Source organism: Salipiger sp. PrR002 (assembly GCF_010500775.1).
GTDB lineage: Bacteria > Pseudomonadota > Alphaproteobacteria > Rhodobacterales > Rhodobacteraceae > Salipiger.
Genome location: NZ_JAAGOU010000003.1, coordinates 92,313 through 114,856, shown reverse-complemented (window position 1 = coordinate 114,856; position 22,544 = coordinate 92,313). Strand labels below are relative to the sequence as shown.

The following is a 22,544-nucleotide window of genomic DNA, read 5'->3' as shown; positions in this document are numbered from 1 at the left end:
TCTCTAACATCACAACGTCTTGGATCCTTAGGAGGGAAGGAGCGGGCCCGCCGTCATGGCGCGCCCGCCTGAGATATTCAGGTGCCCCGGCTCAGGGCGCGGCGCAGTCGGGCCGAGAGGAACTCGGAGCGGTGCGGCACCACAACCGATTGGAACAGGTAGCGGCTCAGAATGTGCGTGCTGAAATCGCTCTTGGGGCTGTATCCAACCTGCACACGCCCGTTCGGCGCGGTGGCCTGCACGGTGCTCAGGTCAACCGTCGCGCTGCGGGTCTGGCCATTGGGCAGGTGCATCACCAGCCGACCGGTGAGCGGCACGTTAAGAGCGCTGCCCTGCTCGAGGATCAGCTGATCCTCATCGACCCAGAACACCGCGCGTTCCGAACCGTCGTCGCAGACGAAGCGCATGTCGTACTGTCGTGCGCGCGCCGCCTCGATCCGCTCGGCCTTACCACCGAACAGCCGCGACAGGATGCGCGAGCCAGTACGCGCCATCACGCAGACCCCGACGATGAACACGAGGGAAATCTCTCCCAGATAAGAGACCTCGGTCCGGCACAGCTTGTTGTTCAGCCGCGAACGGATCGCCTTGGAGGTGCCATGGCTCATGAAGGCCTGCGCCGGGCCGATCATGCCGGGCTTGACCCGGAAACGGCGCTCATAGTTGGGGATCGACGAGGCATATTGCGCGGCGATCTCGGGGCGAACCGGGCGCGGCCCGCACATGTTCATGTCACCCTTGATGACGTTGAGGAGCTGGGGAATCTCGTCGAGCCGGGTCTCGCGGAGGAAGAGACCCATGGGCGTTTCAAGACCGGACCCTTTGGGAAGCACTTTGTCCTTGGTCAGTTGCGCCGCCTTTGCGGTGTCGAGGGTGCGGAACTTCAGCACGTCGAACAGCTCGCCGTTCTCGCCGATCCGCGGGCCACGATAAAAGATCGGCGCGCCCTGAGTGATCGCCACGAGTGCGGTGATCACCAGAAACAGCGGCAACACCAGCAGGAAGAGGGTCATGGCGATCGCGAAGTTATAGGCGCGGTAAAAGACGCGGGACCGAGGCTGGAAGCCGACCGAGAACCGCGGCCAAGACGCGCTGCGGCCCGGCGCCGGAAGCGCTGCAGCCGACGCGGCAAAACCCGAGGAGTGCGCGACGGAAGGCTTCGGATCGGTGCGGTACTGGGTCTTGGTGAAAGCTTTGAGGCGGGCGGTGGTATCGTCTAGAGGCTGAAAACTCTTCGATTTTTCGAGATCATTATTTGTAGAAAAATCCATCATAAATATCCTCGGCAGACTTAAAACGGCAACAGGGGCAAACCCCCGGCCCAAAAGTACGAACAATAAGGGCCGCGCTAATCCGCGGCATTAAAATATGCGCTGGCAGTGCGCCGGATAGTGGCCAAAAAAAGGCCGGAACATGCTCCTGGAAAATGTGGCGGAGCGGTAAGAATTCAAACTAAATCAATGGCTATGATCGCTAGGAAAACAGTAACTTTTCACGCGGTGAGTGGAAAGATGTTTTTTGGAACAAGGAAGTCAACTTCGCGAAAACAGCCATCATTCAGACGCGTCTTCGCCGCATTTGCCTGTGGACTGAGCAGCGCCGCAGCCCTTGCCCTCAGCCGCCGTTTCCTCCGGCCGTGCGCGTGGAAGGCTCTTTCTCACAACTCTGGGTTACACAACCGTCTGCGGCCTCAGCCTCTTTCCCAGTGTCTGGGTCCGGCTCTGGCTCTGGCTTGGGGATGCGCCCCCTGATCACCCACTCAGGCGAATCGATAATGTAGCCGCTGCGGCTGCGCACCTCCTCGATGATCCGAAGATCGACCGTATCGCGCTCTGGCAGCAGGGCACCCGCATGCGCCAGCACCGCCTCTTCAACCTGCGCCGAGGGCAGAACCGGCGCGCCGCTGCCTTCGAAGACAGGCTGTTGCGACGGCGTGACCACCGCGTCCTCGCGCAGCGCTCCGACATTGTCCTGAAGGTAGAACTGCGGCTCTGTCGCGTCGCCGTCCTGAAGGTGCAGCGGCGGGCGTTTGGCGCTGTCCGGCCCGGGCACATAGACATTTCCAAGGATATGGACCTCGGACTCTGTGCCCTGAAAACCGCTCGGCCCCCAGTTGTAGACGAGGTTGTTGATCACCTCGATGCTGCGGCTGTGATCCTTGATGTTCGGGTTTCGGTGCCGGTTGTGCGCCAGAAGGTTGCCGACCAGCGTGATGCGCTGCGCCGCGCCGCCACCGACCAGCAGACCCATGCTGTGCCGCCCCTTGGGATGGATCGACTGATCAAGCGCTTCGGCGATGATGTTGTTCGAAATCGTCACGTCCGAGACGTTGCCCCAGACCGACAGCGCCTCATCCACCGACCAGCTTATGGAATTGCCGTCGATCAGCACGTTGCGGATCGCTGCCTTGCCCTGGCCGATGGAAATCCCGTCACGGTCCTCGCCGCCATCGCCGGGCCCGTCGCCGGGGCGCACACGCAGGCCGCGCAGGATCACATTGCTGCCGATCACCCGCAGGCGCCCCCCGGTCAGCGTGACCGGAGAAGGCGCGCCGCGCCCGTCCACGGTGGTGTCCGAGCCGATCTCGATCTGTCGGCTCAGCGCGATGGTGCCGCCGATGTCGAAGTGGATGACCCTTGGTCCGCCCGGAGCCTCGATTGCCGCGCGCAGGCTGCCCGGCCCCTCATCCGCCAGCGAGGAGACGGCCACGCTCCGGCCCCCTGCCCCGCCCGTCGTCGCGGCGCCGAAGCCGACCGGCGGCGCGTCTTGCGCTTCGGTGGGCAGGGTCTGCGACACCGCTTCGCTGGCGACAAAGACCCAACCGGCGATCACTGCGCCGATGACGAATACAGCCAGCCCCAAAAGACCGGTCACACGCACCGAGGGTGCCATAGTGGCTATCCTAACACTGGTTGCGACCCGGACACCGCAATGTCCGGGTCATGACTTTCGGCAGCCGCAGAGGGCTGCGCTCAGGAGGTGGCCTGCATCTGCCGCGCGGGCTTGTTCAGCAGGTCCTCGAAATAGGCGATCGTCTTTGCAATGCCCTGCGAAAGCTCGACATTCGGGGTCCAGCCAAGGTGCTCTTGCGCAAGGCTGATGTCGGGGCGGCGCTGCACTGGGTCATCGCTGGGAAGTTCGCGCGACACCAGTTGCGAGCGCGAGCCGGTCTGCGCGACGATCATCTCGGCCAGTTGCTTGACCGTGCATTCCTGCGGATTGCCAAGGTTGACCGGTCCGGTGAACCCGTCGGGCGTGGCCATCATCCGCATCATCCCGTCGATCAGCTCATCCATGTAGCAGAACGAGCGCGTCTGGCTGCCATCGCCATAAATGGTGATGTCTTCGTCGAACAGCGCCTGACGGATGAAGTTCGACACCACCCGGCCATCCTGCGGATGCATCCGGGGACCATAGGTGTTGAAGATGCGCACGACCTTGATCGGCAGCCCATGCTGGCGGTTGTAATCGAAGAACAGCGTCTCGGCGCAGCGCTTGCCCTCGTCATAGCAGGACCGCACGCCGATCGGGTTGACGTTGCCCCAATAGCCTTCGGCCTGCGGGCTCACCAGCGCGTCGCCATACACCTCCGAGGTCGAGGCCTGCAGGATCGGGCATTTCAGACGCCGCGCCAGACCCAGCATGTTGATCGCCCCATGCACCGAGGTCTTGGTCGTCTGCACCGGGTCGTGCTGATAGTGGATCGGCGAGGCCGGGCAGGCGAGGTTGTAGATCTCGTCGACCTCGACATAGAGCGGGATGGTCACGTCATGGCGCAGGAACTCGAAGCGGGGATTGCCCAGCAGGTGCTCGATGTTGCGCTTCGTGCCGGTGAACAGGTTGTCGACGCAAAGCACCTCGGCACCGCTTTCAAGCAGGCGGTCGCACAGGTGAGAGCCGAGGAAACCCGCCCCGCCCGTGACGAGGATGCGCTTGCGGCTGTTGTAGTTGCGCTTCAACATGATGTTTCCTTTTCAAATAGGCAAAAATCAAAAGTCTTAAAAACAGTGTGCCGCGGGCTCAGCGCCCGGCGGCGGCTCTTGGGGATGGGCGTGCCGGCATCGGCCAGCCCAGTTTTGCAAGGTCACGCCCCAGCAGATCCTGCAGCTGCAGCATGTCTTCGGCGTAATGACGCGCGATCTCATCGGCGAGGTCCGGCGGTATCTTGAGCTTGCCGAGCTTGGTGTTGTTCAGCGCGTCCATCTTCTTCACAAGGCCCAGCGACTGCACGCCCAACGCCCGCTTGATCGGGCGCGAGACCACCTCGCGGGCGGGACCGGCGCGCGACACCATGAAGCGCACCAGCTTCGAGCGCGCCCGCTTGGCCTCGTTGACCGGGGCGAAATCGGTACGCCCATCGTCCGGCAGCCCGAGAAATTCGAGAGTCCGCCGGTACGTGCCCGCGGTGTCCGCGCGCATCTCTTCCTGAAAAAGCACCAGCACCCGCTCTTGCGGGACGCGGGCGTAGAGCCGCGCCATCATCTCGCCGAAGGCGGCGGTGCGGTGATAGAGCAGCGTCGAGGGGGCACGGCAGCCGCGCGGGATCTTCTCGCCTTTCGCGCGCGCTTCCGAAAGCTTCCACGCGGTGCGGAAATCCTCGACGTTCTCGTCCAGCGAGTGGATCAGCTGCCGGTGCAGCGAGACCAGCATCTTCACCGGGTTGCGCAGCATGACGATGAACCGCGCATCCGGGCGCGCCTTGAGGATCTCGGAAATCGCCGTCTCGGAATAGAGATACCAGACCGAGCCTTCCATCATCACCCGCGCCGCCGGATCGCTTGGGAAGATGCCGCGATACTGAGCGGCATCGTCACACAGGCACAGCCCGTTCAGATCATGCGAGAAGTAATGCGGCTCTTTGGGGCTGGAAAAGGCAACCTCTGGGTGTTCGGACAGATAGTGACCCAAGGCTGTGGTGCCGCATTTCGGCGCGCCGATCAGATAGACGGCGGGCGGGAAAAGCGCGGTGTCCGAGACCAATTCGGACGCGAGCGGCAAAGAGTGGGTCGACACGGCAGTCTCCTACTGCGTCGCCGGACCGGCTGACCGCCTTGACGGCGGCAGAAGCTGTACATGGATCGGGACGCAGGCCCGCAGGGGCTACCGGGGATGCGATCAGAGGATGATCGCCAGAATATACCCGGCCAGAGCGCCAAAAAATGCAATACCAATCCAGGCCATCGCCCCGAGGCTGAACCCGACGAAAAATGAAATAAGCCAAGCGTAAAAAATTGCTGTAAGTGCACAAGTTGCCGTTAAAACCAAGATACGGACGAGACTGCGGTCGCGCCGCGGTGCCTCGTCAGCGTGCCGGTTCAACGACGGATTTTGCGATCCTTCGGCAGCGCCGTGATCGCGCCTCAAGCGTAACCTCCTTTCCAAAATATTCAGCGGCATCAACCAATCCTGACCAGCCGACAGACATCCAACGGCGTATTTCCCCGGAGTGGCAAGATGACTGACACAATGTCCCCCTGGAGCTCTGGGACGAATTCCAACAATTCCGGGTCTGCAGCGAAAACGGCTTGGACCCATCTTTCATAACTATACCTCGACGATACGCAGCGCCCCGAAGAGGCGTCAAGGCTTTATGGCCCGGCCTCCGCTGGCGGTGCGGCCGCGTTGCGCGCGTGCCCGTCAACGGAGCGTTCGCCGCTGCTGGAGCGGCGGCGGCGGCACATCAGCCCGCGGGTGGTGCCAGTCGCGGCGCTGGCCGGTTTCGGCATAAATCGCCAGCAGCCGTTCCACCCATGTGGCAGTGCCATAGCTCCCAAGCGCCCGCTCGCGCACAGCCTCGGCGGTGGCGCTGCGCAGCCGCGGCGTCTCGATCATCTCGAGCAGACCGCGCGCCAGCGCCTCGGGATCGCGGGGCCGCACGAGGATCGCGCCGGTGCCTTCCAGCACCAGCCCGTTCTCTCCGACGTCGGTCACCACCGGCGGAAGACCGTTGGCCATCGCCTCCAGAAGCGACACCGGCGCGCCCTCCCAATGCGACGAGCTGACGAAGATGTCGCTGGCCGCCAGCACCTCGGGGATGTCGCTGCGCATGCCAAGGAACCTCAGCGCGCCCTCCAGCCCAAGCTGCTCGGCCTGCGCCAGCAGCGCGGCATGGCGCGGCGCATCGCGGGCATCCCCAACCAAGAGAAGCACCGTGTTGGGCGCGGCCTCATGCACTGTCGCAAAGGCATCGAGCAGAACCTCATGCGCCTTTTGCCCAATAATCGCCCCGACGCAGCCCAGCGCCAGTTGATCCTCGCCAAGCTGCAACTCTCGCCGCAGCCGCGCTCTCGATCCGAAGGGCGCGACCACGCTGTCGGCCACGGCGTTGGGCACAACGCGGCACCCCGAGCGGCCGATCTCTTTCGCCGCGGCCTCGGCCACCGCTTCACCGACAGCGATCTTGTTCACGCCGGGCAAGCGCATCGCCACGCCCTGCAACAGACGCCGCCCAGCGCGGATACGCCGGACCGAGGGTTTGACGTTGTGGATCGTCGTGACAAAGGGGATGCCCAGCAGCTTCGAGGCATAGGCGCCAAGCGTGCTGGATGAGGCCAGATGCGCGTGCAGATACTCGATCCGCCGCTCTCGCAGCGCCGCAACCAGCCGCCGGAAGCGCCCGATGTCGGCGAGATTGCGCCCCGGCAGCATCACCACATCCGTGCCAAGTGCCCGCAGTTTCTCGTAAAACGGGGTCCGCAGATCGCTCAGCACGAACACGGTCAGCGCCACGTCGGCGCGGGTGCGGACCGCCTCGGCAAAGGTCAGCACAAGGCGCTCGGCCCCGCCGGTGACAAGTGTGTCGATCAGATACCCCAGACGCAGCGGCTCGGGGCTTTCAATAGCCATAGCCTGCGCGGGAAGATCAATCTTCGCAGCCTTCATGGGAATATTCCGTCCGTAAATGGGCTCGGACGCGCGCAGCCTCGGCCGCGCGCGAGACAGACTCAGCGCGCCAGATGCGCCGGACGATCGTCGCCACGGGGCGACTGTTTCATCACGGTGACGCTTGGTCCCTGAAGCTCGTCTTCGTCGCGCGTCTTCTTTGGGCGCGAGCCCAGAAGCATGGCGATCATATATGCGGCAAAGGCAGCGATTGCGGCGACCACCAAGGCAATTGCGAATTGCGTGCGCGGCGACATGTTGACCGGGTTGATCGGCGGCGTGCCCTCTTCGATCACCCGCACGTTGTCAAAGCCCGAGACCTCGACGGCGCGCGCATCGCGCAGGCGCAGGTCAAGCTCGGCGATCCGGCCCGTCTGCGCGGCCTGCCGAGTCTGCAGCAGACGCGCCCGCGGCAGCACCTGCGACAGGTCCGACACCTGCGTCTGCGTGCCCGCAAGCTCGCGCTCGAGGTAGGCGATGCGGCTCTGGGCCTCTTCCACCTGCGTCTGCGCCTCGACCGCCTCTGCCTCGAACCCAAGACGGTTCTCGAAGGACGTATGGCGCTGGCGCAGGGTGATCAGTTCGAGCTTCGCCTCGCGCAGCTCTGTCTTGAGCTGCACCTCGTCGTTGATCGCGTTTTCATACTGCACTTCGAGACCGCTTGCGTCCGGCCCACCCAACAAGGCGGTCAGTTCGGCGTCGATCTCTTCGGCCTCCTGCTGCGCCTTGTCGAGACGCGCGGTGATGGTGACAAGCTCGCGCTCGGTATACATCTCGCGGCGATGGTCGAAGAAGGCGGCGATCAGAGCGTTGACCAGATCGGCGGCGACCTCGGGATTGGTGTGAAAGACCGAGACCTTCACCACATAGGATCCGGTGATCAGCTCGATCATCGTGTTCTCATCCAGACGGATCGTCGCGCCGACGAGCCCCGCTTCGGTATTCGGCATATCCGGATAGACGCGATCCAGCCCGACTGACTCGATCGCCTCACGCACCAGCTTGGGGTTGTCCAAAAGCAGCATCTCGGCGTTCACGAAGCCCTGAAAGTCGCCTGCGTTCGGCGCTTTGATGTCCGTAAGACTGGGGTCGGGAACGTAAACATATTCGCGCCCCAGCGCGAAGGAGACCAGAGATCTCGCCTCGTAAACTGGCTGGGACTGCTTGATGGCATAAAGAAGCGGCGTGAGAACTGCGCCAAATACGACGAGTGCAAGAATGATGCGTTTCACGGTCAAAACCAATCCAATGACACCCGGAGGCATCGGTAAAAAAAGAAATTGAAATAGTGCGAAATCACTTAGTCTGATACCGAACTGTAGCACTGGCCCCTGCTTGCGGCAACAATTCCGCGCCACGCCGCGGAAAAACACGGGGTCGTGACCCGAGGCTCTTGGCGAACGCGCTAAACTTGGGCAACCGGCCCGACGATGCGCTTTATTCCTTTGCCGCGCCCGGCGCAGACCTTAGACTTAACTCGATTCTCTATACTTCGGCCGCGTGTCGCTCCGTGCGATGGCATTTTCAGGCCGCTGCATTTTTCATTTTCCCTCCTCATGTTTTCGAGGATTTTCCTGCATGGCGTTTTCTCCCGGCAAGGCCACGACCAAGAACCTGTTCTGGGCCTATCTCTCCTTCGCTTCCACAAAGCTTCTGAACTTTGTCGCGGTGATCATCATCGCGCGTTACGTCGATCCGGCCGAGTTCGGCCTGATGGCGATCTGCCTCGCGATCATGGGCTATTTCGAGATCATCTCGAAGTTCGGCCTCGGCGCGGCGCTGATCTCGGTCAAGGACCGGCAAGAGGAAACGGCGAACGCCGTATTCTTCTGCGCACTCTTCACATCGGGCCTGATGGCCCTGCTGCTCTGGTGGGGGTCCGGCGGCATCGCCGGGCTCTTCGACTCGCCCGAGTTGCAACCGCTCTTGGGCACCATCTGCCTCGTGCTGGTGGTCCGGGCGGTCAGCTCGGTACACATCAGCCTGCTGTTCCGAGAACTCAGCCTGCGCAAGAAGCTGGTGCCAGATGTGGCGCAGGGGCTCGCCAAAGGGCTGATCTCGATCACTTTGGCGATCATGGGCTACGGCGTCTGGGCCTTGGTGCTAGGCTATGTGGTTGGGGCGCTGATCGGCACGGTGATGCTGTTTTGGATGCGGCCGTGGCGGCCCACCGCCCTGCCCGACTGGCCGACGGTGCGATACGTCATGGGCTATGGCTCGTATCTTATCGGCGCCGAGACGATCAATTCCACGCCGCGTCTGCTCGACAACCTGCTGGTCGGCAAGTTCCTCGGCCCTGCCGCACTGGGGATCTACGCGATTGCCTTTCGCATCCCCGAATTGGCGATCAAAAGCTTCACCTCCGTCGCTGGCACGGTGCTGCACCCGGTGATGTCGAAGATCCAGACCCACCCCGAAGAGCTTGCGACCTATTATTACCAGTCGCTGCGCTACTGCGCGCTGCTGATGTTCGGCGTGGGCGCCGCCATCGCTGTGCTGGCGGAGCCGACGGTGCATGTGCTCTACACCGACAAATGGTACGGCATGATCGCGCCGATGCAGTTCATCGCCGTGGCCTTCGCCGTCAGCACGCTCAACATGGTGCCCGGCGGATTGCTCAAGGCGCTGAGCCGCACCGACCTGATGTTCCGCGTGGCGCTGTTCAATCTGCCGGTGTTCGTGCTGCTGCTGGCGGCGGCCATCCCCTTCGGCATCACCGCGGTCGCAGCGGCGCAGCTTGTGCTGGCCTTCGTGCGCTTCGTGCCCACCTACCTTGCAACCAAGCGGGTGATGGATGTCACCGCCGGAAAGGTCTTTGCAGCCCTGCGCCCGGCGCTGATCTGTGCCGGGACCGCCACGGTCTCGGCCTTCCTTGTGCTGCAACTGCACAGCGGATCGGAATTGCTGCGCCTGCTCGCCGGGGCTGCCGCCTTTGGCGCGACCTACCTCGTGGCGCTGCGCATCCTCGTCCCCGAGGCGTTCAGCGCCGGGCAGAGGTTCATTCTGAAGCGGAGGCGCGCATGACCTTCACATCGCATCCCGCATCATCCGCCGCGTCAGCCAAGAAGGGAGCACAGCCATGAGCGATACGATGCTGTCTCCCACCCGCAGGGGAATCGACTGGCGCGGAATATTCGGCGTTCTCGGGGCCGGGCTTATGGCGCTGGCGCTGTCCTACGTTCTGGCCAGCCGCTCGCTGACGCTGCTGATGATCGCCCCTGTCGCGCTGCTGATTTTCGCCGTCGGTATCCGCTGGCCGATGATGGCGCTGGCCGGGCTGATCGCGATGATCATGTCGAACCTTTCAGACAACCTGATCGAGTTCTACGGCCTGCCCTCGCTGGCCAAGATCACCGCGCCGGGCCTCTTTGTGCTGCTGGCGGCGCGCTACGCGGTCTACAAGGAAAAGCCCTACGTGCCAAAGGTCGCCATCACCTTCCTTTGCATCATGTTCGCGCTGAAACTGATCAGCGCGACCTACGCCCTGCGCTGGGGCGTGAGCGTCGAGTTGTCGCTGGATTTCATCAAAGAGGCACTGGTGGCGATCCTCGCGCTGGCCTTCATGAACCACAAGCGCGGCTTCGAGACGGTGGCATTGTCGGCGACCATTCCGATCGCCATCATCTGCGTGCTGGGTCTTTATCAGCTCATCGCTGGCCCATCGCCCACAGGTTTCTCGGGCTTCTCGCGGCTGACCGAGACCTCGGGGCGATTCTCGGGAATGCTTCTAGATCCGAACTTCTTTGCGGCAATTGTCGTCTTCACCGTGCCGCTGGGGCTCTTCCAGCTGCTGAATGCGCGCAACCCGCTGACCATGGTGCTTTGGGCGCTTGTCTCTGCGGCGCTGATCGCCGGGCTGCTGGCCACCCAGTCACGCGGTGCGCTGATCGGCCTTGCGCTCGGGCTGATCGTGCTGAGCACCAGCTTCACCCGCCGCCAGTTCCTCGCCGCCTGTGCGATCGGCGGGCTTGTGGTGGTTCTGGCGGGCGTACTTGCCAGCGATCAGCTGATCGAACGCTTCTCGAGCATCTTCAGCACGGCCGCCGCAGGCGAGGCGCAAGACACCAGCACCGAAGGCCGTCTGGCCAGTTGGACCGTGGCCTACAACGTCTTTAACGAGAACCCGTGGTTCGGGGTCGGCGTGGGCAACTTCAAGGCGCACTATCAGAACGGCGCGCTTGAGGCCGGGCTGATCTTCCGCGGCGAGGGGCGGGCGACTCACAGTCTCTATCTGGAGTTCCTCACCGAACAGGGAATCGTCGGCCTACTGGTGTTCCTTGGCTTTGCTGCCTTCGGAGCGGTCAACTTCTTCCGCGGTGCGGCACTGGCCCGAAGCTGCGGCGACGAGTTGATGGCGCGGCGGCTGATCGCCTATTGCGGTGCCTTCGTCGGCTACCTCGCGGCGATGACCTTCCTGCAGGATTCGATTCCCCGCTTCCTGTGGTTCGTCACCTCTCTGGCGGTCGAATCCTACATGATCACGCGCTGCATCTACGCAGATCACCCGGCCCTGCGCTTTCGCAGTCGGCGCGTCCCCCGGCCACAGCCGGTTGCGGTGAACTGAGGCGTCAAACTGAGCCTGAAAAAGCAATGCGCCGGCCCGTTTCGGGGCCGGCGCATTTTGCGTCCGATGTCTCGGAAAGAGTTCCAGTGGTGAGCCGTGCAGGATTCGAACCTGCGACCCACTGATTAAAAGTCAGTTGCTCTACCAACTGAGCTAACGGCCCACTCTGCAGGAATTTTGACACATGGTGAGCCGTGCAGGATTCGAACCTGCGACCCACTGATTAAAAGTCAGTTGCTCTACCAACTGAGCTAACGGCCCACTATGTGTGGGGCGGCTTCTAGAAAGTGTGGCCGGGAGGGTCAAGCGGTAAAATGAAAAATCTGTCCAACTTGTTTCGCTCCCCGATCCCGCTGCCTGTCCGCCGGGCTCTGACGGGCCGGGGTGCCCGCTTTCCGATCCGACCTCTGTGCAAGGCTGCATCCCGCCCTGCAACACAGGCTGGAAACGTTTGGTCAACGCGCGTATATGCGCGCGGATGAAACACGCGCCCACATATCACCTGCCCTTCATGAAGATGCACGGGCTTGGCAACGACTTCGTCGTGCTCGACGGTCGGGCGCGTGACGTCGCCATGACCCCTGCCCTCGCCATGGCCATCGCCGACCGCCACCGCGGCGTCGGCTTCGACCAGCTGACGGTGATCTCCAAGACCGACGCCGGGGATGCGCATCTGACCTTCTACAACGCCGACGGCTCCACCGCCGGGGCCTGCGGCAACGCCACGCGCTGCATCGCGCGCTTCCTGATCGACGAGACCGGCAAGGACGCCCTGACGCTCACCACCGAGCGCGGCGTGCTGCTGGCGCGCGATGCCGGGAACGGGCTGACCTCGGTCAACATGGGCCAACCGCAGCTGCGCTGGGACGAGGTGCCGCTGGCGCACGAGATGGACACGCTGGAGCTGCCGATCGAGGGCAGCCCCACCGCCACCGGCATGGGCAACCCGCATTGCACCTTCTTCGTCGAGGATGCCGAGGCGGTGGATCTGGACAGCTTCGGCCCCGCGCATGAGCATCACCCGCTTTATCCGCAGCGCACCAATGTGCAGGTCGCCAGCCTCATCGGCCCCGATCACCTGCGCATGCGCGTCTGGGAGCGCGGCGTGGGCCTCACGCTGGCCTCGGGCTCGTCCTCCTGCGCCACCGCCGTCGCCGCCGCGCGCCGCGGCCTGACCGGGCGGCGCGTGACCATCGAGCTTGATGGCGGCACGCTGCAGATCGACTGGCGCGAGGATGGCGTCTGGATGACCGGCGGCACCGCGCATGTGTTCGACGGCAATTTCACCCACGATTGGCTCGAGGCGGTGTCATGACCAGCGCGCCCAAATTCACCACTCTCGGCTGCCGTCTCAACGCCTATGAGACCGAGGCGATGAAGGATCTGGCGTCTCAGGCCGGCATGGAAAACGCGGTGATCGTGAACACCTGCGCCGTGACCTCCGAGGCCGTGCGCAAGGCCCGTCAGGAGATTCGCCGCCTGCGCCGCGAGAACCCCGACGCCAAGGTCATCGTCACCGGCTGCGCCGCGCAGATCGACCCCGACAGCTTTGCCGCGATGACCGAAGTCGACGCGGTGGTCGGCAATACCGAAAAGATGGCGCCCGAGACATGGTCGCGCCTGTCCAGCGGCTTCATCGGCGAGACCGAGCGCGTCATGGTCAACGACATCATGTCGGTGACCGAGACCGCGGGCCATCTGATCGACGGCTTCGGCACCCGGTCGCGCGCCTATGTGCAGGTGCAGAACGGCTGCGATCACCGCTGCACCTTCTGCATCATCCCCTATGGCCGCGGCAATTCCCGTTCGGTGCCCGCAGGCGTCGTGGTCGACCAGATCAAGCGGCTGGTGCAGCAGGGCTATAACGAGGTGGTGCTGACCGGGGTGGACCTCACCTCTTGGGGCGCCGACCTGCCGGGCACGCCGCGGCTTGGCGATCTCGTCATGCGCATCCTGAAGCTGGTGCCGGACCTGCCGCGCCTGCGCATCTCGTCGATCGATTCCATCGAGGCCGACGAGAACCTGATGCAGGCCATCGCCACCGAGACGCGTCTGATGCCCCACCTGCATCTGTCGCTGCAGCACGGAGATGATCTGATCCTCAAGCGGATGAAACGCCGCCACCTGCGCGACGATGCCATCCGCTTCTGCGAGGAGGCGCGCAAGCTCCGCCCCGAGATGACCTTTGGTGCCGACATCATCGCGGGCTTCCCGACCGAGACCGAAGAGCATTTCGCCAACTCGCTGAAGCTGGTCGAGGAGTGCGACCTCACGTGGCTGCACGTCTTCCCCTACTCGTCGCGCCCCGGCACCCCTGCCGCGCGCATCCCGAGCAAGGTGAACGGCAACGACATCAAGGCCCGCGCCGCGCGCCTGCGTGCCGCAGGGGATGCCGCCGTGCAGCGCCATCTTGCCGCGCAGCCGGGCCGCACGCATCAGGTGCTGATGGAGAGCCCCGAGATGGGCCGCACCGAGCAATTCACCGAGGTGCTCTTTGACACGCCGCAGACGGAAGGCGCGATCGTCACCGCGACGATCACCGGCATCCGCGGCACGCAGCTGACGGCCTGAGGCCATGCATCCGAACCCGACCTTCCGCCGGACCGAGCTTGCCCGCAGCCTCGATCTCGTGCGCGCGCGCTCTTTCGGAACGCTGGCGGTCAGCGCCGAGGGCGCGCCGCTGCTGTCGCATGTGCCCTTCCTGCTGTCGGAAGATGCGAGCTATGCCGATCTGCACCTCGTGCGCTCGAACCCGATCTGCCGCGCCGCCCGCGAAGGCACCCCCGCACGGCTCGCGGTGAATAGCGCCGACGGCTACGTCTCGCCCGACTGGTACGGCGATCCCGGACAGGTGCCGACGTGGAATTATGTGGCGGTGCATCTGACCGGCACGCTCGAGCCGCTGCCACACGCGCAGATCGACCCGCTGCTGGCCGAACAAAGCGCCGCCTTCGAGGCCCGCCTTGCCCCCAAGACCCCTTGGACCATGGACAAGATGGACCCGGAGACCCGCGCCAAGCTGCAGCGCATGATCTTGCCCTTCCGGCTGCGCATCGACGAGATCGACAGCACGTGGAAGCTCTCGCAGAACAAGACCGCTGAAATGCGTGAGAGCGCCGCCGAAAAGCTGCAGACCGGCTTTGGGATGGACCTGGGCACGCTGGCCACGCTGATGAAGGATCCGCCGCCCGATGGGGCGTGACGATTGCGCGGCGGCCTCATTTCCGCCAAGACGGGCGCCATGACACTTCAAGCCCGTGCCCTCATCGTTCACCTGCTCACCGCAACCGGTGCCGTTTTTGCCATGCTGGCCATGCTGGCCGCCGCGCAGGAGGACTGGTCGATCATGTTCCTGTGGCTGGTGGTCGCTTTCGCCGTGGATGGCGTCGACGGCCCACTGGCCCGCAAATACGACGTCAAGGTCAACTCACCGCGCTTCGACGGCGTGCTGCTCGACCTGATCATCGACTATCTGACCTATGTGTTCATCCCCGCCTTTGCGCTCTTCAACTCGGGGCTGTTGCCGGGCTGGACGGGCTGGTTCGCGATCATCGTCATCACCTTCGCCTCGGCGATGTATTTCGCCGACAGCCGGATGAAGACCACCGACAACTCGTTCCAAGGCTTTCCCGGCTGCTGGAACATGCTGGTGCTGGTGCTCTTTGCGCTGAAGCCGGATTTCTGGGTGATCCTGACGCTGGTGGCGGTGCTGTCGGTGGCGATGTTCCTGCCGCTGAAGTTCATCCACCCGGTGCGCACCGTGCGCTGGCGGCCGTTCTCGCTGCCCATGGCGCTGATCTGGACCGGCTGTGCGGGCTGGGCAGCCTGGACCAACTTCCACGCCGGAAGCTGGGCGCATTGGGGGCTGGTGATCACCTCGGTCTATCTGATCTTCGCGGGCATCGCCCAGCAGGTGATTCCCCAGCGCCGCTGATCCGAACCCGCACCACCCAACGAAAAACGCCGGCCCCCGCAAAGAGGCCGGCGTTTTCTTTCGAGGGGCGGTCCGGGGCTTGCCCGCTCAGGCCTTGAGCCGCCAGCCGGTGCGGAAGAGCCCCCAAGCGCCGAGACAGACCACCGCGGTCGCCACGATCGAGACCACAGCCCCCAGCGCCGGGTCCGCATCAGACACGCCCAGCACGCCATAGCGGGCGCCGTCGATCAGATAGAACACCGGGTTGAACTGGGTGATCTCGTACAGCAGCGGCGGCAAGGCCTCGCGCGAGTAGAAGGTGCCCGACAGGAACGCCAAGGGCGTCACGATGAAATTGGTGATCGCCGCCATCTGGTCGAACTTATTGGCAAACAGCCCCGCGACGATGCCAACGGATGACAGGAACGCCCCACCCAGCAGCACAAAGCCCAGCACGATCAGCGGATGCGCGGGCACCAGCCCGGTCGTCGCCCAGAGCCCGAGCAGGATGGCGCAGGCCACCACCAGCCCGCGCGTGATGCCGCCCGCGAGATAGCCGATCACCAGTTCGAACGGCGCCAGCGGCGGCATCAGCGTGTCGACGATGTTGCCCTGCACCTTCGAGATCACGATCGACGAAGAGGTGTTGGCAAAGGCGTTCTGGATCACCGTCATCATCAGGATGCCGGGGGCGATGAACTGGGTGAAGGGCACGCCCATCACCTCGCCGCGCGTCGGACCTATCGCAATGGTGAAGATCACCAGAAACAGACCGGCGGTGACCAGCGGCGCCAGCAGCGTCTGCGTCCAGACCGCAAGAAATCGTTGGGTTTCGCGGCGGCACAGGGTGGCAAGGCCGAGCCAGTTCACCGCGCCGAAACGCCGGGCGCCGGGCTCAAAGCGGGCTTGGCTGTCCATGAGGTCTCCTTTCCGTTTGGGTCCGGCTTGTAACTCGCCATACGATGACTACAATAGGGCCCCTGATGGAATTTTCAGGCGGCCCTTGATCACGGGCCGCTTTTTCTCAAGCAAGGATCGGACATGTCCTGGACGGATGAGCGCGTCGAGCTTCTCAAGAAGATGTGGGCCGAGGGCCAGTCGGCCAGCCAGATCGCCAAGGAACTTGGCGGCGTCACCCGCAATGCGGTGATCGGCAAGGTGCACCGGCTGGGCCTCTCGAACCGCACCGCCCCTGCTGGCGGCGCGTCGGCCCCTGCTGCGCCCGCAGCCCCGGCCAAGGAAGCCAAGCCCGCAGCGAAGGAAAGCAGGGCCAAACCTGCGCCCAAGCCGGAACCCGCGGCAGCGCCCGAGCCTGCCGCGCGCGAGGCGGCCCCGGTGCCCGAAACCCGCCCGGCGCCCGTCGGCCCGTCGCGCAAGCCGATCGTGCCGGCTGGCCAGCCGCTGCCGCCGCAGCCCTCGGCCAATGAGATCAGCCCCGAGGCTCTGGCCAAGGTCAGCGAGGTCGAGAAGAAGGCCAAGAAGCTGTCGCTGATGGATCTGACCGAGCGCACCTGCAAATGGCCGGTGGGCGACCCGGCGACCGAGGACTTCTGGTTCTGCGGCCTGCCGGTGCAGCAGGGCAAACCCTATTGCGAGGCGCATGTGGGCGTGGCCTTCCAGCCGATGTCCTCGCGCCGCGACCGCCGCCGCTGAGCCGCGCATCGCCAAGCATTCAGAAACCGCCCGAGGCTCCGGCCCGGGCGGTTTTTTTGTGCCTGCATCGTTGTGCCTGCCCGCCCGCATAGAAGCTGCGCCGATTTTCGCCCGTTCCGCATGGGGTTGCGCAACCTTGCCGTGACCTCCAGCGTTGTGCCCAAGCAATGGGTGAACACGCATGACCGAACTTCAGACCCTCATCGGGGACTATGCCGCGCTGCTGTCTCTGGCGTTGATCGTCGGCCTCTTCGTGCTGTTCATGCTCGAGATCTACCCACCCGAAGTGCCTGCAGCGGGCCTCGCCGCGCTCTTCGTGGCCTTGGGGTTCGTCTCGACCGACGAGCTGCTCTCGGTGTTCTCGAACCCTGCCCCGCTGACCATCGGAGCGATGTTCGTGCTGTCGGGCGCGCTTGTGCGTACCGGGGTGCTCGAAGCGATCTCCAACATGGTGATCACCCAAGCCAAGGAAAAGCCTGCGCTGGCGCTGGTGGTGATCCTTGGGGTGACGCTTCTGGCCTCGGGCTTCGTCAACAACACGCCCGTCGTTCTGGTGCTGATCCCGGTGGTGATCCGGCTCGCCGCGGCGCTCGGCAAGGCGCCGACCCGGCTGCTGATCCCATTGAGCTATGTGGCCATCCTCGGCGGCACCTGCACGCTAATCGGCACCTCGACCAACCTGCTGGTCGACGGCGTCGCCCGCGGTCAGGGGCTGGAGCCTTTCGGCATCTTCGAGATCACCCCCATCGGCCTACTGGTGGCGCTGGCGGGCGGCGGCACTCTGGCCTTGCTCGGCCCGTGGCTGCTGCCCAACCGGCAGGCCAGCGATCCCGACCAGATGCTCGGCGAGACCACGTTTCTGTCGGAAGCCGTGCTCACCGACGACAGCCTCGACGGCACGCCGCTCTCCGAGATCGCCCCGTTCAAACGCGGCGGCGTCAGGGTGATCGGCCTACGCCGCAAAGGCCGCGCCCTGCCCGCCCCGCTCGAAGAGCAAGAGCTCGAGAAGGGCGACACGGTGATCTTCCGCGCGCCCACCTCCGAGCTTCTGACGCTGCATGACGATCCGGCGCTGAAGATCGGCCTGCGCCGCGGCGAGCCCCCCGAGGGCGAGCTTGTCACCGTCGAAGTGGTGGTCTCGCCGCGCAAGGCGAGCCTTGGCCGCAGCCTCGGCAGCATGTCGCTGGGGCGGCGCTTTGGCGTGCGGGTGCTGGGCGCGCACCGGCACGAGCACAACCCCGGCCCCGACCTCGGCTCGGTGCGGCTGCGTCCCGCCGACAAGCTGCTGCTCGAAGGCCCGCCCACGGCGTTCCAGACGCTCGAGGACGAGGCGCAGCTGGTCTCCGTCAGCCGCCCCACCGGGCGCGCCTTCCGCCGCGGACGTGCGCCGCTGGTGCTGGCCGCACTGGCCGCCGTTGTGCTGCTTGCGGCCTTCGGCGTGATGGAGATCGCCACGCTCTCGCTGCTCGCGGTCGCCGCCATTCTCATGCTGCGCTGCATCGACGCCGACGAGGCATGGGGCGCCGTCGATGGCGCGATCCTCGTGCTGATCTTCGCCATGCTGGTGGTCGGGCTGGGCCTGCAGAACACCGGCGCGATGGATCTGCTCGTTGGCTGGCTGGCCCCGCCGATCTCTGGCATGCCGCCCTTCCTCGCGCTGCTCTCGGTCTATCTGCTGGCCTCGCTGCTGACCGAGACCGTCACCAACAACGCCGTTGCCGTGGTCTTCACCCCCATTGCCATCGGGCTCGCCCAGAGCACCGGGCTCGATCCGCGCGCGCTGACCGCCGCCGTGATGTTCGGCGCCTCGGCCAGTTTCGCCACGCCGATCGGCTATCAGACCAACACGCTGGTCTATGGCGCGGGCAATTACCGATTCTCCGATTTCCTGAAGATCGGGCTGGCGATGAACCTCGTGGCGGCGCTGGCCGCCTGCGCCGGCATCCTCTGGCTTTATGGCTGACCGGGCAAGAGGGGGCGCTGCCCCCTCGGCGCTGCCGCGCCTCACCCCCCTTGCGTATTTGAAAAGAGAAGAAGAACTGGGACCCTCTTTGGCTTCTTCTCTTTCAAAATACGCTGGGCGCGCCCGCCCCATGCGCGCAGCGGCGCAGAATGAAGCGCCACGGTGCCAAGCGCCCTTTCCCGGAGCCCAGAGAGCGCGTATATGCCGCCCATGCAGAATCCGCCCGATCTTCGCCCCGACCTTGCCCGCGCCCGCGTCACGGAAACCCGCCGCGATGGCCAGCCGACCATCGGCATGGTCTCGCTTGGCTGCCCCAAGGCGCTGGTCGACAGCGAGCGCATCCTCACCCGGCTGCGCGCCGAGGGTTATGGCATCTCGCCCGACTATTCCGGCGCCGATGCGGTGATCGTGAACACCTGCGGCTTTCTCGACAGCGCCAAGGCCGAGAGCCTCGAGGCGATCGGCGAGGCGCTGAAGGAAAACGGCCGGGTGATCGTCACCGGCTGTCTCGGCGCCGAGCCAGAGTATATCACCGGCACCCATCCCAAGGTTCTGGCGGTCACCGGGCCGCATCAATACGAGCAGGTGCTCGACGCGGTGCATGGCGCCGTGCCGCCCTCCCCCGATCCCTTCGTCGATCTGCTGCCCGGCTCGGGCGTGAAGCTCACGCCGCGCCACTACAGCTATCTGAAGATCTCGGAAGGCTGTAACCACAAGTGCAAGTTCTGCATCATCCCCGACATGCGCGGTCTGCTGAGCTCGCGCCCGCAGCGCGCGGTGCTGCGCGAGGCCGAGAAGCTGGTCGAGGCGGGGGTGAAGGAACTGCTGGTGATCAGCCAGGACACCTCGGCCTATGGCACCGACTGGAAGGACCGCGACGAGAAATTCCCGATCCTGTCGCTGGCGCGCGAGCTGGGCCAGTTCGGCGCATGGGTCCGGATGCATTACGTCTATCCCTACCCCCACGTGCGTGAGCTTATCCCGGCCATGGCCGAGGGGCTGGTGCTGCCCTATCTCGACATCCCGTTCCAGCACGCTCATCCCGACACGCTGAAGCGCATGGCGCGCCCCGCCGCCGCCGCGCGCACGCTCGACGAGATCGCCGCCTGGCGCGCCGATTGCCCGGACATCACCCTGCGCTCGACCTTCATCGTCGGCTACCCCGGCGAGACCGAAGACGAGTTCCAGACGCTGCTCGATTGGATGGATGAGGCGCAGCTCGACCGGGTTGGCTGCTTCAAATACGAGAACGTCGAGGGTGCGCGCTCGAACGCGCTGCCGGATCATGTGCCCGAGGAGGTCAAGCAGGACCGCTGGGAGCGCTTCATGGAGAAGGCGCAGGCGATCTCGGAGGCCAAGCTCGAAGCCAAGGTCGGCCAGACCCTGCAGGTTCTGGTGGATGAGGTCGACGAGGATGCCGCCACCTGCCGCACCAAGGCCGATGCGCCGGAGATCGACGGCAACCTGTTCATCGACGAGGGCTTCGAACACCTCAAACCCGGCGACATGGTCACCGTCGAGGTGGATGAAGCGGGCGAATACGATCTCTGGGGCCGTTTGATCGAATCGAACTGAGCCCATCCCGCCAGCAGGCCGCGGCAATGCCCGCGGCCAACTGGCACTTTTGACAGGTTCTGACACAAATCGCGCCAGCGCCGGGCCCCTTTGAGGCCCGTTTTATTGCGCCAGCGCAATCCGTTGCGCGCATCACCCGTGCTATCCTTCTGTCATTGGGCCAATGGAGGAGGGGCTCGGAGATTTTCTGGTTCCAGCGGCACTGGCCGCGCCGGGAGGCGGCGACAATTTCGGTCGGCTTGCGACCGCATCCCTGCGTGATCACCCTTTATCTCTTCGGAGACCGTCGATTTTTCTTTTGGATTTCATCACGGCGCGATGCTCCCGGTTTTCCGGGAGCATTTATTTTTGGGGCTCCTGCTGGGCCGTGACTGAGCCACGACCAGAGCGCTAGAAGACGCAGCGCGCCGCCTCTGGCCCCGAGGGATCGGTGCCCGGCTGCAACGGATCGGGCAGCACCCCAAGCGACATCGCCAGCGCTGCAAGCTCGGCGCGCGATGTCATGCCGGTGCGCGCGCAGAGCGCCTGCAGCCGCTGCCGCACCGCCGAGACAGATATCTCGAGCACGCCCGCGATGTCCTTGTCGTGCAGCCCCGATCCGATCAGCCCCAGCAATTCCATCTGTTTTTCGGTGACCTGTCGGCGCAGCGGAAACTCGCGGGCAAAGCAGGCCGCAAACCGCTGGTGGCCCAGCAAGGCGGCGGTGCTGAGCGTCCAGCCATGGGCGTGGAGGATCGCCAGCATCTCGCGCCGCGAATGATCCCCCGCAAAGCTGAGCATCCCGGCGCGCGGCGGTGTGCCCTGGCGCAGCGGAAAGGCCACGCCCGCCCGCATCCGGCGCCGCGCCGCCTCGCGCAGCACCTCGATCCTGCGCTCGGGCAGAACGCGGTATTCAGAGAGGAACTCCAGACCGATGGTGATCGGCGTGAGATGCGCGGCGGCGTGACCGCGCAGATAGGACCAGCGGCCGATCTCTGCATCGCTGCCAAAGGCCTCGAGCCAGCCGGTGTCATGCGAGCTTCGGACAAAGAGCGGGCGGCGGCACGCACTCTGCAGGCTCGAGGCGATCAGATCGACGAACGGCAGATCGAGGGTCCGGCCAAGCCGGACAATGAGCTGCCAGACCTGTTCGGTCGTCTCGGTCATCTCCAGTTCGGTCAGGAACCATTGCAGCAGGTCCGGGACATGCCGCTCAGCCTCCAGCATGGGCCGCCGCGGCGCGGGGCCCTCTCCCGCATGCCACATCACTCAACCTCCCGATCATGACCCCGGCAACAGGACCCCCATCTTCGGACAAGACCCTCGGTTTGGCAAATTTTTCGCGCAACACTTCCGCTCGGGCGCGCGTGGTCAGGCTTGCGGAGCGCGCGCGGCTGCGGCAGGACAGCGCGCATGGCCAAGCTGCATTTCCACTATTCGACCATGAACGCCGGCAAATCGACCCTGCTTCTGCAGGCGGCGCACAACTATCGCGAACGCGGCATGGAGGTCTTCCTGCTGACCGCAAAGCTCGACACGCGCGCCGGGCAGGGCCGCATCGGCTCACGCATCGGGCTGGGACAAGACGCCGAGACCTTCGCCGCCGAGGACGATCTTTTTGCGATGATCGCCGCCGCGCGCGAGGCGACGCCGCTGGCCTGCATTTTCATCGACGAGGCGCAGTTCCTCACCGAAGAGCAGGTCTGGCAATTGGCGCGGGTGGTCGATGACCTGAAGCTGCCGGTGATGGCCTATGGCCTGCGGGTGGATTTCCGCGGCAAGCTGTTTCCGGGCTCGGCGGCGCTGCTGGCGCTGGCCGATACGCTGCGTGAGGTGCGCACCATCTGCCATTGCGGGCGCAAGGCGACGATGGTGGTGCGGCAGGATGGCGACGGCAACGTGCTGACCGACGGCGCGCAGGTGCAGATCGGCGGCAATGAATCCTACGTCTCGCTGTGCCGCAAGCACTGGCGCGACGCGATGGGCGACCACGCCGCACAGGGCTGAGTTCCGCG

The 22,544-nt window shown here is 64.8% G+C and carries 19 protein-coding genes and 2 tRNA genes; 10 read left to right on the top strand and 11 right to left on the bottom strand.

Going from position 1 to position 22,544, the window contains the following annotated elements; all coding sequences use genetic code 11:
• Window positions 1–77: 77 nt before the first annotated feature.
• From G0A00_RS04520 to G0A00_RS04490, 7 genes are all read right to left on the bottom strand, one after another.
• Window positions 78–1,271 (bottom strand): sugar transferase, encoded by a 1,194-nt coding sequence (locus G0A00_RS04520; protein ID WP_164182163.1) that lies wholly within the window; start codon window positions 1,269–1,271, stop codon window positions 78–80.
• Window positions 1,272–1,614: 343 nt separating this feature from the next.
• Window positions 1,615–2,892, bottom strand: a complete 1,278-nt coding sequence (locus tag G0A00_RS04515) for a polysaccharide lyase family 1 protein (RefSeq protein WP_164182161.1) — start codon at window positions 2,890–2,892, stop codon at window positions 1,615–1,617.
• An 80-nt stretch (window positions 2,893–2,972) separates the two neighbouring features.
• On the bottom strand, window positions 2,973–3,962 hold the full coding sequence (locus tag G0A00_RS04510) for a UDP-glucuronic acid decarboxylase family protein (RefSeq protein ID WP_203595274.1): 990 nt from the start codon (window positions 3,960–3,962) through the stop codon (window positions 2,973–2,975).
• A 58-nt stretch (window positions 3,963–4,020) separates the two neighbouring features.
• A complete protein-coding gene (locus tag G0A00_RS04505; protein ID WP_164182158.1) occupies window positions 4,021–5,013 on the bottom strand; it encodes a sulfotransferase in 993 nt (330 codons plus the stop codon).
• A gap of 102 nt (window positions 5,014–5,115) precedes the next feature.
• A complete protein-coding gene (locus G0A00_RS04500) occupies window positions 5,116–5,397 on the bottom strand; it encodes a hypothetical protein (protein ID WP_164182155.1) in 282 nt (93 codons plus the stop codon).
• Window positions 5,398–5,637: 240 nt separating this feature from the next.
• A complete protein-coding gene (locus tag G0A00_RS04495; protein ID WP_164182153.1) occupies window positions 5,638–6,882 on the bottom strand; it encodes a glycosyltransferase in 1,245 nt (414 codons plus the stop codon).
• A 62-nt stretch (window positions 6,883–6,944) separates the two neighbouring features.
• Window positions 6,945–8,114 carry a hypothetical protein gene (locus tag G0A00_RS04490; protein ID WP_164182151.1) on the bottom strand — a complete coding sequence of 390 codons (1,170 nt, stop codon included), beginning with the start codon at window positions 8,112–8,114 and terminating at the stop codon, window positions 6,945–6,947.
• A 346-nt stretch (window positions 8,115–8,460) separates the two neighbouring features.
• Between G0A00_RS04490 and G0A00_RS04485 the strand changes: the two genes are divergently transcribed.
• Both G0A00_RS04485 and G0A00_RS04480 read left to right on the top strand, forming a co-directional pair.
• A complete protein-coding gene (locus tag G0A00_RS04485) occupies window positions 8,461–9,906 on the top strand; it encodes a lipopolysaccharide biosynthesis protein (RefSeq protein ID WP_164182149.1) in 1,446 nt (481 codons plus the stop codon).
• Window positions 9,907–9,961: 55 nt separating this feature from the next.
• Window positions 9,962–11,446 (top strand): O-antigen ligase, encoded by a 1,485-nt coding sequence (locus G0A00_RS04480; protein WP_164182146.1) that lies wholly within the window; start codon window positions 9,962–9,964, stop codon window positions 11,444–11,446.
• 87 nt (window positions 11,447–11,533) lie between these two features.
• Here G0A00_RS04480 and G0A00_RS04475 read toward each other — a convergent pair.
• A tRNA-Lys gene (locus G0A00_RS04475) sits at window positions 11,534–11,609 on the bottom strand.
• A 22-nt stretch (window positions 11,610–11,631) separates the two neighbouring features.
• Window positions 11,632–11,707: transfer RNA gene (locus G0A00_RS04470), tRNA-Lys, on the bottom strand.
• A gap of 217 nt (window positions 11,708–11,924) precedes the next feature.
• On the opposite strand from G0A00_RS04470, the gene dapF reads away from it, so the two are divergent.
• The 4 genes from dapF to G0A00_RS04450 are packed head-to-tail and all read left to right on the top strand — an operon-like array spanning window position 11,925 to window position 15,380.
• Window positions 11,925–12,761: a diaminopimelate epimerase gene (dapF, locus tag G0A00_RS04465; RefSeq protein ID WP_164182144.1), complete on the top strand. Its 837-nt coding sequence runs from the start codon at window positions 11,925–11,927 to the stop codon at window positions 12,759–12,761.
• The gene (mtaB, locus tag G0A00_RS04460; protein ID WP_066104404.1) at window positions 12,758–14,017 is read left to right on the top strand and encodes a tRNA (N(6)-L-threonylcarbamoyladenosine(37)-C(2))-methylthiotransferase MtaB; all 1,260 of its coding nucleotides are present in this window, start codon (window positions 12,758–12,760) and stop codon (window positions 14,015–14,017) included. The genes dapF and mtaB overlap by 4 nt, the downstream gene beginning before the upstream one ends.
• Before the next feature lie 4 nt (window positions 14,018–14,021).
• Entirely contained in the window at window positions 14,022–14,648 is a 627-nt protein-coding gene (locus G0A00_RS04455; RefSeq protein WP_164182142.1) for an FMN-binding negative transcriptional regulator, read from the top strand.
• A gap of 39 nt (window positions 14,649–14,687) precedes the next feature.
• Complete coding sequence (locus G0A00_RS04450) at window positions 14,688–15,380, top strand: phosphatidylcholine/phosphatidylserine synthase (protein WP_066106938.1); 693 nt, start codon at window positions 14,688–14,690, stop codon at window positions 15,378–15,380.
• 87 nt (window positions 15,381–15,467) lie between these two features.
• Here the strand turns inward: G0A00_RS04450 and G0A00_RS04445 are convergent, their stop codons facing one another.
• Window positions 15,468–16,277, bottom strand: coding sequence for an ABC transporter permease (locus tag G0A00_RS04445; RefSeq protein WP_066104398.1), 810 nt, complete (start codon window positions 16,275–16,277; stop codon window positions 15,468–15,470).
• Between the two features lie 123 nt (window positions 16,278–16,400).
• Between G0A00_RS04445 and G0A00_RS04440 the strand changes: the two genes are divergently transcribed.
• The 3 genes from G0A00_RS04440 (at window position 16,401) to rimO (ending at window position 20,550) form a co-directional block, all read left to right on the top strand.
• Window positions 16,401–17,012: a GcrA family cell cycle regulator gene (locus G0A00_RS04440; RefSeq protein ID WP_066104395.1), complete on the top strand. Its 612-nt coding sequence runs from the start codon at window positions 16,401–16,403 to the stop codon at window positions 17,010–17,012.
• Window positions 17,013–17,193: 181 nt separating this feature from the next.
• Window positions 17,194–18,975, top strand: a complete 1,782-nt coding sequence (locus tag G0A00_RS04435) for an SLC13 family permease (RefSeq protein ID WP_164182140.1) — start codon at window positions 17,194–17,196, stop codon at window positions 18,973–18,975.
• A 201-nt stretch (window positions 18,976–19,176) separates the two neighbouring features.
• A complete protein-coding gene (rimO, locus tag G0A00_RS04430; protein ID WP_164182138.1) occupies window positions 19,177–20,550 on the top strand; it encodes a 30S ribosomal protein S12 methylthiotransferase RimO in 1,374 nt (457 codons plus the stop codon).
• Between the two features lie 390 nt (window positions 20,551–20,940).
• Here the strand turns inward: rimO and G0A00_RS04425 are convergent, their stop codons facing one another.
• The gene (locus tag G0A00_RS04425; protein ID WP_164182136.1) at window positions 20,941–21,795 is read right to left on the bottom strand and encodes a helix-turn-helix transcriptional regulator; all 855 of its coding nucleotides are present in this window, start codon (window positions 21,793–21,795) and stop codon (window positions 20,941–20,943) included.
• Between the two features lie 147 nt (window positions 21,796–21,942).
• Here G0A00_RS04425 and G0A00_RS04420 point away from each other — a divergent pair, with 147 nt between their 5' ends.
• Window positions 21,943–22,536, top strand: coding sequence for a thymidine kinase (locus tag G0A00_RS04420; RefSeq protein ID WP_164182134.1), 594 nt, complete (start codon window positions 21,943–21,945; stop codon window positions 22,534–22,536).
• The last annotated feature ends 8 nt before the right edge of the window (window positions 22,537–22,544 follow it).